The sequence below is a fragment of the Nostoc sp. genome (assembly GCF_036917155.1).
GTDB lineage: Bacteria > Cyanobacteriota > Cyanobacteriia > Cyanobacteriales > Nostocaceae > Nostoc.
The window spans coordinates 36,209-47,347 of sequence record NZ_JBALDZ010000206.1; the positions used below are offsets into that span (position 1 = coordinate 36,209).

Here is an 11,139-nt window from a genome sequence, read left to right on the forward strand (position 1 = left end):
ATACTACTTCAGCTATCGATTTTCAAAACTTGCACCTCTTCTTGTGGAGAAATTAATATTTTACCCACATGTAGAATAGCTAAGGCATTGGTTTGAGCTAAATTAATTAAATTGCCGGAACTGTGACTACCACCAGCTTTGTGAAATTCGTAAACTCCATTAATTAAATGCAATTTACCCCAAAGGTAAGTTTCACGCTTGCCGTCCGATCGCAATTCATCATGTGATCGCACTTTCAAAAATGCTGGTTCCCAACCTTCAGTAATTCCCGAAAGTTTCTTGATTGCTGGTAGCACAAACCGCCAAAATGTCACTAATACAGCCGCAGGATTCCCTGGTAAACCAAAATAAAGTGGGGAATGGGGAGAGACGCGATTAATCACGTCTGTAGGGGGGAAAGTGGCGACGGTGAGGGGTTTTCCTGGCCTTATTTCTACAGCCCGAATGTGAATTTTTGCTCCTAGCGATTCGAGAATTTTGTCCACATAGTCATAATCTCCCACTGAGACACCACCAGAAGAGATGACTATATCAGCGATCGCAACGGCGTGGCTAATAACTTTCTCCAGAGCAATTGGATCATCTTTCACAATGCCTAAAATTAAGGGTTCTGCACCACTTTCTCTTACCAAAGCGGCGATCGCATACTGATTAGAATCCACAATTTGCCCTGGTTGTAACGGTTGATCAATTGTTGCCAACTCATCACCAGTGGATAAAATTGCCACCCGTGGACGGCGGTAAACACTTAATTTCGGACACTGTGCTGCTGCCAATACGGCAATTTCTGAGGCATTTAGCTTAATTCCTGCTGGTAGTAGTTGTGTTCCAGCTTGATAAAAAGATGCTTTGTGTCTGACAAATTCTTGTGGTTTTGGTGCAGCCAGGATAAATACGCGGTTTTCTTCCCGGCGTGTCTTTTCTTGCATGACTACAGTATCCGCACCTGCTGGAATCACCGCACCTGTGAAAATCCGCGCAGCTTGCTTTGGTTGAATCGTAAACTCAGGCTGATACCCAGCCTGAATATTCTCAACAATTTCCAAAATGGCTGGTTGTTCAGTGCTAGAGTGCTGTACATCTTCATAGCGAACTGCGTAGCCATCCATTGCCGAATTATCCCAATGGGGAAAATCTAGCGGACTGGTGACAGGCTTTGCCAAAATCCGACTATCGGCTGTGAATAAATCGACAACTTCTGTATCCCGTTGACGATCCAACGGTTGTACTAAATTTAAAATAATTGCTTCTGCATCGCTGACTGATAACATAGCGATCGCCTCCGACTTTTTCTTTTATCCCTGTAAAGTAACACTGAGGACTCAATCAAGAGAGCATTTTGTTCTCATGATTCTGATTTTTTGAAAGCTGCTTAATTTTATAAGAAGAATTCAGAACTCAGGAGTCAGAATGAGCGTATGAATTCTGTACGAGTGGGTGATAGCGCCGGCGGCAAGCGAGTCCGCGATAGCGAAGCGGTAGTGAGTATTTTCGAGTCGCGTCTGAATATTGGTTAAAACCGTACAACTTTTCAAACAGCCTCTAAGAGTTAAACTTTTCTTTTATCCCTGTAAAGTAATACTGACCAATTTTAGATTTTGGATTTTGGATTGATTTCTGCTTGAGGCTAAATCCCAAACTACACACTGCTAGTAAACCGATAATTATGCTTCCTTCAGGGACTTTGGATACCTGAACCGAATTGTTGCTGAAATCTAGTACTTGGCTTACGCCTGCTGCATCTCTATTGTTAAAACCAAATTCTTTAGCTAGAACCTCATCACTAAAACCTTCGTCTATGAGTGCGACATTATTATTAAGCCATGTGTCACCAGGAAGGTTATCATCCTTGCCAACATCAAAGGGGCCAAAGATTTGCTCTTTAGCGCTATCAAAGTTGAATCTTAAGAAGCTGTAGTTAGATACACCATTCAGCACTGGAGTAAAACTGTTGATGAGATTATTCAATGGATCAAAAAAGGAAATTGAGAGAGACTGCAAATTCTTCGTAGCTCCCAAACCTGCTTCAGAAATGACATTGGGAGCAGTGGTTGTATCGTAGTTAAATGAACCTTGAGCCAAATAACCAGTGTCACCCTTCCAGTCAAATTTGAACTCAGCAGCATGAACTAGGTCATTAGTAGTTATAGCGACCGCTAACCCTAAAGCAGTAGTCGTCACCAGACTAATAGCTGTTTTTGTAAACAGATGCATCATGATACAACTTCCAAATTAGTTAAAATTAAGTTTCTACAAAAATACAAGATTTCCTCAAAACAGACTCTTGTGGGGTGGATAGCATTCGACTGACTTGTACTGAGCCTTGTTGTAAAGCCTGCGGCATAGCTGCGCTTAGGGCGCAGCCTCTCGTAGAGAAGTAGCGCTCACGCCAAAGTCTTAACCACCCGAATTATGGAAATTTTATGGATAACATTAAACGCCAAACCCAAGTCATCATCTTAATATAAAAAACAGGAGTAATTATTATTCTCCAACCCCTAAATAAAAATACCTATTTTGTATGACTATCGAACGACTTCCCCAAAAACACTATCCCAAGGCTGAGATTGGGCGGCGAGGTATGGCATTAGGACTAGATTTCCTTGGTGTCTGGTTAGTCAGTTCCCTGCTGGGAGGCGGCGATATCGGGATTCAATTTGTGGAAATCTTAGTTTTTGTCATACTTTGGCTAGTTTCGCGGGTGCTGGTGCCATATAACAATCAAGGGCAAAGTTTAGGGCGTTGGGCCTTCGATTTAAAGCTGTTAGAAGTCGAAGATGGGCAAGTAATGGGCAGAATTCCAGATTTGCTTTCACTAGTGAAGCGAGAGGCGATTATCGGCTTGGGTGCCCTATTAGTGTCAATTGCCCTGAGCAATATTAGAGCCAATCCCACTGCTATACTGCTAGTATTTCCTCTAGCGATCGATTGTGGCACTGCCTTCTCTGATACCCAGATGCGGCAGGCTTTACACGATCGCTATTGCGGAACTTTCATCGTTTCGTCGCGTCGTGGCTACTCGCTCGATATAAAAATTAAAAGATTAGTTGATAATATGCGGCGGAATGTGAGAAGATAGTAATTTGTGTTTATTCTCTTCAGGCTTCACTGTTTGTAAGATTATGGCTAAGAGTAAAGGCGCCCGTATAATTGTCACACTAGAGTGTACAGAGTGTCGGACAAATTCAGATAAGCGTTCTGCTGGTGTTTCACGTTATACCAGTACAAAGAATCGCCGCAACACCACCAACAGGCTAGAACTGAAAAAGTTCTGCACCCACTGCAACAAACATACCGTTCATAAGGAAATTAAGTAAAGATGAGTTATTTCCGTCGTCGTCTTTCTCCGATCAAGCCAGGAGAACCAATCGATTATAAAGATGTTGATTTATTGCGTAAGTTTGTCACCGAGCGGGGTAAGATACTGCCACGTCGGATTACAGGGCTGACATCTCAGCAACAGCGAGAGTTGACATTAGCAATTAAGCGATCGCGGATTGTGGCTTTGTTGCCATTTATCAATGCGGAAGGCTAAAAAGATTGATGAGTTAGAAGTTATGAGTTATGAGTTATCAATTAACTTTTCACTCCTCACTCCTAACTAATTTAAACTGTTCACCAAATTTAGAGTGCGAGAGTTGTGGAGAAGGGGACGCTAGTTGAATTTAGGGTTCAAGGCGATCGCCGTCTGGGCATCGTAGAACGTCCAGACGGTAAAACCCGCTGGTTTGTGGTAGACGAACGTGGTCAATCCCACAGCCTCGCGCCTAGACAAATAACCTATACAGTTACTGGACAGACTTACAAGACCTCTGAGATTGCCAGCTTTTTGGAGCAGGTCAAGCCTTATTTAGACCCGTCTAGCTTAGAAGTAGCCTGGGAATTACTGGTTGAAGATGGGGAAACAATTACCCCCGACCAAATGGCGAATCTGCTATTTTCGGAATCAGCCGCGCCTCTTTGTTATGCCGCCTATTGCTTATTATCAGACGATAAACTCTATTTCAAGCAAAAAGGAGACGCTTACGAAGCCCGAACTGCTGCTCAAGTGGCAGAACGCCAGCACCAAGTAGAAGTAGAGGCACTAAAAGCTAAGGGACAGCAGGAATTTTTAGTTCATGTAGAGCAGGCGCTTAAAGGTGAAGCCGTAGAGTGGGGGCGCCACGATCGCCAGCGTTTAGAAGGACTAGAGAAATACGCAGCGCTAATCGCTGATACCGTGCGGACGGGGGTTAATTATGACTCCTTGGCTCGCGCTTATCCGCCCAGCGCTCCCGTATTAGAAACAATGACCATGCTGGGACGACCCACAACGCCCCAAGGGGCCTTTCAATTATTGGTAGATTTGGGTTACTGGAGTCCTTATGAAAACTTGTTCCTGCGTCGTTCTTCAATTCCGATTCAATTTCCTCATAAGGTATTAGAAGTGGCGCAACAGCGTTTGGATTTCCCACCGATTGACTCAGATACAAACCGCCTTGATCTGACTCACCTGAAGGTGTACACCATTGATGATGAAACTACCACAGAGATTGACGATGGTCTGAGTTGGGAAGTACTACCCGATGGACGGGAACGCCTCTGGGTGCATATCGCCGATCCCACTAGATGGTTAGTGCCAGAAGATGAATTAGATTTGGAAGCCAGAAAGCGCGGTACTACAGTCTATTTACCGACGGGGATGATTCCCATGTTTCCCGAAGTATTGGCCACTGGGCCAATGAGTCTGATTCAGGGAAGGGTTTGTTGCGCCCTCAGTTTCGGGATTATTTTAGGTACAACTGGGGGAGTAGAAGATTACAGCATTCATACCAGCTTGATTAAACCGACTTATCGCCTCACCTACGAAGATGTCGATGAAATGCTGCAATTACGGGTACAAGCAGAACCGGAAATTGCGGCGATCGCTATTTGGGCACAGCGGCGGAGAGCTTGGCGTTACGCCCAAGGGGCAATTAGCATCACTATGCCCGAAGCGACGATCAAAGTTAAAGGTGAGGAGATCCACATTGATATTTTGGACGATTCACCATCGCGGCAACTGGTAGCAGAAATGATGATTGTTGCCGGTGAAGTTGCGGCTCGTTATGGTAAAACTCATAACATACCTTTGCCCTTTCGCGGTCAACCACAACCAGAATTACCTCCAGATGAGGAATTGCTGCTACTTCCAGCCGGATTCGTTCGCGCTTGTGCCATGCGTCGTTGTATGCCCAAGAGTGAAATGAGCATTACGCCTTTGCGTCATGCTGGTTTGGGTTTGGATACTTACACCCAAGCCACCTCTCCCATCCGCCGCTACAGTGACTTACTCACCCACTTTCAAATTAAAGCCCATTTGCGGGGTGAAGTTCTGCCATTTTCCGCAGATCAACTTAAAGAAGTGATGATGACTGTCACCAGTATCACCCAAGAAGTGACAATGGTGGAACGACAAACTAATAGATATTACGCACTAGAGTATTTACGCCGTCATCCAGAAGAAACTTGGGATGTGACAGTGTTGATGTGGCTGCGAGAAGACAGCAACTTAGCCCTAATTTTGTTAGAAGATTTGGGCTTGCAGTTACCAATGGTTTTCAAACGTTCTGTGAACTTGGGCGAACAGATAGTGGTGAAAGTTAGCCACGCCGATCCACAAAAAGATATGATCCAATTTCAAGAAATAATTTATCAAGAAGCTCAAACAGCAGCGAATTAACTAATTTGTTATTAGTCATTTGTCATTCGTAATACTCGCTACAGGCTAGTATTATCAATTACGAATTATTTTAGCCTTGCTCCAACTCCTTTTGGTTAGGATATAGAGTAAATGGAATGAGGTAATAGTCAATTAGCGCTCTTTTATTACTCTCGTCAGATTAAATTTGAAACCCTATTTTGGCGTTAGTCCGCGCAGGCGGACGAGAGTTTGTGTAGCCGCGATTTCTAATCGCTTGGATTATTCTCTCTCCAGAGTCATAGAAGAGCGTTAGATATTATGCAAGAGCAAGAAGAAGATGAAGAATAGATGTTGACCAAGCCCCTTCGGGGCGGGAACAGGGAAGAGGGAACAGGGAACAGTGCAAGAATTAGCCCCGAAGATTTAGGGTACAAGCCCCTAAATTTATTTATGAAAGAAATAAAAACATTTTTTAAGGGGACGCGTAGCGCAAGAAAAAATACGTCCTTGTACAAATCCCCTAATTTTAATTATGGGGATTTCCCTGTTCCCTGTTGCCCGTTCCCTGTTCCCTTTTAACTGCGACAATGCCTGCCATCTGTAGCAATCTTAATAGATAAAAGTGATAATCAGATGGTTATTAACGTTATTATCCCTAATAGACATCTCCGAAAAAGAATGTAGAGACGTAGCACTGCTACGTCTCTACAAGGGTTATGGGTAACGCATATTTAATTTCTGGAGATGTCTAATGATCTTGAACTAAAGCAAGGCTTATGCAAAACTTGAGATCCTTCGCTTCTAGCCTACTTTTAAGGAATTGATCAATGGCGCGTCTAGCCCTGCTGAGTGTATCTAACAAAACTGGTATAATTAACCTAGCCCGTAGATTGGTTGAAGAATTTGACTTTGATTTAATCAGCAGTGGGGGAACAGCCCAAGCCCTCAAAGATGCGGGACTCCCTGTCACTAAGGTTGCAGATTATACAGGTTCACCAGAAATTTTAGGTGGTCGAGTCAAAACGCTACATCCTCGGATTCACGGCGGGATTTTGGCGCGGCGAGATGTTCCCGAAGATATTACAGATTTAGAAAATAACCAAATTCGCCCGATTGATTTAGTGGTGGTGAATCTATATCCTTTCGAGGAAACGATCGCTAAACCAGGGGTAACATTAGCTGAAGCTGTTGAACAAATTGATATCGGTGGCCCAGCAATGCTACGGGCATCATCGAAAAACTTCGCTCATCTCGCTGTATTATGCGATCCAGCACAGTATGACGAGTATTTGGAGGAATTGCGCCAAAATAACGGCGAAGCATCCCTAGAGTTTCGCCAAAGGGCGGCATTAAAAGGATTTTCGCACACTGCTAGTTACGATCAAGCGATCGCATCTTACCTCGCAGAAGCACAGCAATATACCCTTAGCGGTACACAATTGCAATCTCTGCGTTACGGCGAGAATCCCCATCAACCCGCCACCTGGTATCAAACTGGTGCTACCCCAACGGGATGGACAGCCGCTACGAAACTCCAAGGCAAAGAACTTAGTTACAATAACTTAGTTGATTTAGAAGCCGCACGCCGAATTATTGCAGAATTCACTGATACCCCAGCCGCAACGATTATCAAACATACAAATCCCTGTGGTACGGCATTGGGAAGTACAATTTCCGAAGCGTATCAAAAAGCTTTTGATGCTGATTCTACTTCTGCCTTTGGTGGTATTGTCGCACTCAACCGCCCGATTGATGCGGCGACAGCTAGCGAGTTAACTAAAACATTTTTAGAATGTGTGGTTGCACCCAGTTGTGATGCGGAAGCCCAAGAAATCTTGGCTAAGAAATCTAACGTGCGGGTTTTGACTCTAGCTGATTTGAGCAGTGGCCCTCAGGATACCGTGAAAGCGATCGCAGGTGGTTTTCTTGTCCAAACTAGCGATGACATCATTGCTGATACCAGTCAATGGCAAGTTGTCACTGAACGTCAACCCACACCCGACGAATTAGCCGAATTGCTGTTTGCGTGGAAAGTTTGCAAACACGTTAAATCTAATGCCATTGTTGTTACCAGCGATCGCACTACAGTAGGAGTAGGTGCTGGTCAAATGAACCGCGTTGGCTCAGTTAAAATAGCTCTAGAACAAGCTCAAGAAAAAGCCAAAGGTGCAACTCTCGCCAGCGATGGATTCTTCCCCTTTGATGATTCAGTCAAAACAGCCGCAGCCGCAGGAATTACAGCCATTGTCCAACCAGGGGGAAGCTTGCGCGATCAAGATTCAATCAAAGCTGCTAACGAACTGGGTTTGTTGATGGTCTTAACTGGTGTACGTCACTTTTTACACTAAATTATTGATGGTAAGGTGTACACTTTTAAAAGTGTCACATGATTTACTTGCCCTTTGATAGAAGCAGTGATATCTTAGAGTCGTGTGTGAGGAGCAAGTTAAAAATAAAAAGCGTTTGGGGTGGAAACACGGCAACACTCCCAAGCGCTTTTTAATTTGTCAGAAGTTGGATTGCTTATGCAGTTTTGAAAATGTCACTCAATATACTTGCCATTTGATAGAGGTAGTGATAATATCTATTTGTGTGTGAGGAGCAAGTTAAGAATAAAAAATGTCTGGGGTGGAAACACGGCAACACTCCCAGGCATTTTTTAATTTGCATATAGAAATTAACGCTTCCAAAATAATTTCATATTTTTACTTCCAGTTAAAGACACGAATATTGTTAAAGTTAATCACGTCAACTTCTACACTCTGAAGATAACTTGCTAGCTTGAATCATCAGTTAGTACAAGATACTTCCCTTTAGATAAAGTCAAGATTCCACTATCAGTAAGTCCGAATTTGACAAATTTTTCAGTATTAACAGCATCTAAACTCTTTATGTAGTATTCATCCAAAAGAGCAGCATTTTTAACAAATTGAGCAAATATTGCAAAGCACTGAGAACTTCAGGTTCACCAAGTTGATTCTTCACTTTAGGTTCGCACCTTCTTTTTCAAGCTCAACACGGTAAGCATTGCTCACCCAAATAACCGTCTTCAGGGCAACTCAATACGCCGCTACAATAGTACCACTACAAGGATTATGCCCAAATTATTGATATTATGACCACTGCTACGACTGTAAAAACTGAGTATGAAGCGATTATTGGTTTAGAAACCCATTGTCAGCTTAGTACCAACACCAAGATTTTCTCTAATAGCTCTACGGCATTTGGTGCTGACCCTAATACTAACATTGACCCGGTTTGTATGGGTTTACCTGGGGTTTTACCTGTACTCAATGAAAAAGTATTAGAATACGCTGTCAAGGCTGGTTTGGCACTGAATTGTCAAATCGCTAAATATAGTAAATTTGACCGCAAACAGTATTTTTATCCAGATTTACCCAAAAACTACCAAATTTCTCAATACGATCTACCGATCGCAGAACATGGTTGGTTAGAAATTGAGTTAGTAGATGCTGAGGGTAATCCGATTCGCAAACGCATTGGCATTACGCGTCTGCACATGGAAGAAGACGCTGGAAAATTGGTACACGCAGGTAGCGATCGCCTTTCTGGTTCTTCCTATTCTTTGGTAGACTACAATCGCGCAGGTATCCCCTTAGTAGAAATTGTCTCGGAACCCGATCTGCGTTCTGGGCTAGAAGCTGCTGAATATGCCGAAGAATTACGCCGGATTGTGCGGTATCTTGGCGTGAGTGATGGGAATATGCAAGAAGGATCTCTGCGCTGCGATGTCAACATTTCCGTGCGTCCGGTGGGAAGAAAGGAGTTTGGCACCAAGGTAGAAATTAAAAACATGAACTCCTTCAGCGCCATCCAACGGGCGATTGACTACGAAATTGAGCGCCAAATCGCCGCCATTGAAGCAGGCGCGAGGATTATCCAAGAAACTCGTCTCTGGGAAGAAGGCGCTCAACGCACAAGTAGTATGCGGGTGAAAGAAGGTTCTAGCGATTATCGCTACTTCCCCGAACCAGATTTAGCACCAATTGAGGTGTCAAATGCACAATTAGAGCAATGGCAAAGCGAACTACCAGAATTACCAGCCCAAAAACGCCATCATTATGAAAGTGAGTTGGGGCTTTCCCCTTACGATGCGCGAGTGTTGACAGAAGATCGTTCAATAGCCGAATATTTTGAAACTGCGATCGCATCTGGAGCAAACCCCAAAGCTGCTGCCAACTGGATTACTCAAGATATCGCAGCCCACCTCAATAAGCAAAAACTCAGTATTAGTGAAATTGCTCTGACTCCCACCAATTTAGCAGATATCATCACTCGCATTGAAACAGGCAAAATTAGCAATGCTCAAGCTAAAGAAAAGCTCCCAGATTTGCTGAGTGGTATTTCTCCTGAGAAAGCCTTTGCAGGTCTTGAGTTAATCACCGATCCTAGTGTACTAGAACCCATTGTTGATGAAGTCATAGCCGCCAATCCCAAAGAACTAGAAAAGTATCGCAACGGTAACACCAACCTCAAAGGCTTCTTTGTTGGACAAGTTCTGAAAAAGACAGGTAAACGTGCCGATCCTAAACTGACTAACGAATTGGTCGAGAAAAAACTGAACGCCTAAGTAGTGGCATGGCAAGCAAAAAAATTGTGCATTAGACGTAGGTTGGGTGGAGCGGAGCGTAACCCAACATATATAAGGATGTTGGCTTTGGCAAAGCCTCCACCCAACCGACAATTTGTTTTGCAACATTTTAGCCTTGCCACGCCAGTAGGTCGGCGTAAATCATTATTGTTGGCATCAAGCAGGGGCAGGGAGTAGGGGGAGATGAGGGAGATGAGGGAGAAGTTGCAGTCAGTTTTTTCCCTCTACCCCTCCGCACCTCTGCCTTTTGTACCCCAATGCCCCATGCCCAATTTCCAAGTTAAGTATTTTCCCGGTCTTCCTTCACAAAGTCTTCATATAAAAGCTGGTGACAACCCTCATACCTAAAATGATATGCTGTGGTAAGTAGATGCACCCTGATGATCTGGAGAGCTGCTTAAGTAGCTCTCTTTTTTATTTTGTTTTTGTGGTATTTACGGATAAAATTCAGAAAATTTTTAGAAATAATCTCAATCAATAAGTATTAACCCTTAAAGAATAAAAGAGAGAGAGTAGTAAATAGATGTACACTGATGATCTGGAGAGCGACCTAAGTAGCTCTCCTTTTTTGCTTTTGTCATAAGAAAGGTAAAAACAATTATGCCAATGGCTATAACTAGTGCATTATTATTGCCATCAGCAAATAAACTCATAATACAAAGGGACTGGGAACCGAGGATTGGGGAGTAGGGGGAAACTAATAACTCCTAACTTTCAACTCAGCACTTTTCCAAAGCACAAATTGACCGATCAAATCTGATAGTTTAGAGTGAATCCCCAGAGAGTTAGACTAGGCAATTAGAAATCGCGGGTATAAAATTGATTGGTCTTCTTTGGTACAGCCAGGATGTCTTCTTTTACCCTT

The 11,139-nt window shown here is 43.5% G+C and carries 8 protein-coding genes; 6 read left to right on the forward strand and 2 right to left on the reverse strand.

Going from position 1 to position 11,139, the window contains the following annotated elements; all coding sequences use genetic code 11:
* Nucleotides 1-8 precede the first annotated feature (8 nt).
* A complete protein-coding gene (locus V7K67_RS26520) occupies nucleotides 9-1,271 on the reverse strand; it encodes a molybdopterin molybdotransferase MoeA (protein ID WP_334731150.1) in 1,263 nt (420 codons plus the stop codon).
* 271 nt (nucleotides 1,272-1,542) lie between these two features.
* Nucleotides 1,543-2,217 (reverse strand): PEP-CTERM sorting domain-containing protein, encoded by a 675-nt coding sequence (locus tag V7K67_RS26525; RefSeq protein WP_334731149.1) that lies wholly within the window; start codon nucleotides 2,215-2,217, stop codon nucleotides 1,543-1,545.
* Between the two features lie 304 nt (nucleotides 2,218-2,521).
* On the opposite strand from V7K67_RS26525, the gene V7K67_RS26530 reads away from it, so the two are divergent.
* The 6 genes from V7K67_RS26530 (at nucleotide 2,522) to gatB (ending at nucleotide 10,253) form a co-directional block, all read left to right on the forward strand.
* Nucleotides 2,522-3,079 carry an RDD family protein gene (locus V7K67_RS26530; RefSeq protein WP_334731148.1) on the forward strand — a complete coding sequence of 186 codons (558 nt, stop codon included), beginning with the start codon at nucleotides 2,522-2,524 and terminating at the stop codon, nucleotides 3,077-3,079.
* Between the two features lie 43 nt (nucleotides 3,080-3,122).
* On the forward strand, nucleotides 3,123-3,317 hold the full coding sequence (gene rpmG, locus V7K67_RS26535; protein WP_094333178.1) for a 50S ribosomal protein L33: 195 nt from the start codon (nucleotides 3,123-3,125) through the stop codon (nucleotides 3,315-3,317).
* A 2-nt stretch (nucleotides 3,318-3,319) separates the two neighbouring features.
* Nucleotides 3,320-3,535 (forward strand): 30S ribosomal protein S18, encoded by a 216-nt coding sequence (gene rpsR / locus V7K67_RS26540; protein ID WP_012411240.1) that lies wholly within the window; start codon nucleotides 3,320-3,322, stop codon nucleotides 3,533-3,535.
* Nucleotides 3,536-3,640: 105 nt separating this feature from the next.
* Nucleotides 3,641-5,701: a ribonuclease catalytic domain-containing protein gene (locus V7K67_RS26545; protein WP_334731147.1), complete on the forward strand. Its 2,061-nt coding sequence runs from the start codon at nucleotides 3,641-3,643 to the stop codon at nucleotides 5,699-5,701.
* A gap of 788 nt (nucleotides 5,702-6,489) precedes the next feature.
* Nucleotides 6,490-8,010 carry a bifunctional phosphoribosylaminoimidazolecarboxamide formyltransferase/IMP cyclohydrolase gene (purH, locus tag V7K67_RS26550; protein WP_335169061.1) on the forward strand — a complete coding sequence of 507 codons (1,521 nt, stop codon included), beginning with the start codon at nucleotides 6,490-6,492 and terminating at the stop codon, nucleotides 8,008-8,010.
* A gap of 767 nt (nucleotides 8,011-8,777) precedes the next feature.
* The gene (gatB, locus tag V7K67_RS26555) at nucleotides 8,778-10,253 is read left to right on the forward strand and encodes an Asp-tRNA(Asn)/Glu-tRNA(Gln) amidotransferase subunit GatB (RefSeq protein ID WP_334731145.1); all 1,476 of its coding nucleotides are present in this window, start codon (nucleotides 8,778-8,780) and stop codon (nucleotides 10,251-10,253) included.
* The last annotated feature ends 886 nt before the right edge of the window (nucleotides 10,254-11,139 follow it).

Excerpts from the sequence above, each read along its gene's own strand:
- V7K67_RS26530 (WP_334731148.1), top strand. The coding sequence starts at position 2,522 with ATGACTATCGAACGACTTCCCCAAAAACACTATCCCAAGGCTGAGATT.
- V7K67_RS26520 (WP_334731150.1), bottom strand. The coding sequence starts at position 1,271 with ATGTTATCAGTCAGCGATGCAGAAGCAATTATTTTAAATTTAGTACAA.
- gatB (WP_334731145.1), top strand. The coding sequence starts at position 8,778 with ATGACCACTGCTACGACTGTAAAAACTGAGTATGAAGCGATTATTGGT.
- purH (WP_335169061.1), top strand. The coding sequence starts at position 6,490 with ATGGCGCGTCTAGCCCTGCTGAGTGTATCTAACAAAACTGGTATAATT.
- V7K67_RS26525 (WP_334731149.1), bottom strand. The coding sequence starts at position 2,217 with ATGATGCATCTGTTTACAAAAACAGCTATTAGTCTGGTGACGACTACT.
- rpmG (WP_094333178.1), top strand. The coding sequence starts at position 3,123 with ATGGCTAAGAGTAAAGGCGCCCGTATAATTGTCACACTAGAGTGTACA.
- rpsR (WP_012411240.1), top strand. The coding sequence starts at position 3,320 with ATGAGTTATTTCCGTCGTCGTCTTTCTCCGATCAAGCCAGGAGAACCA.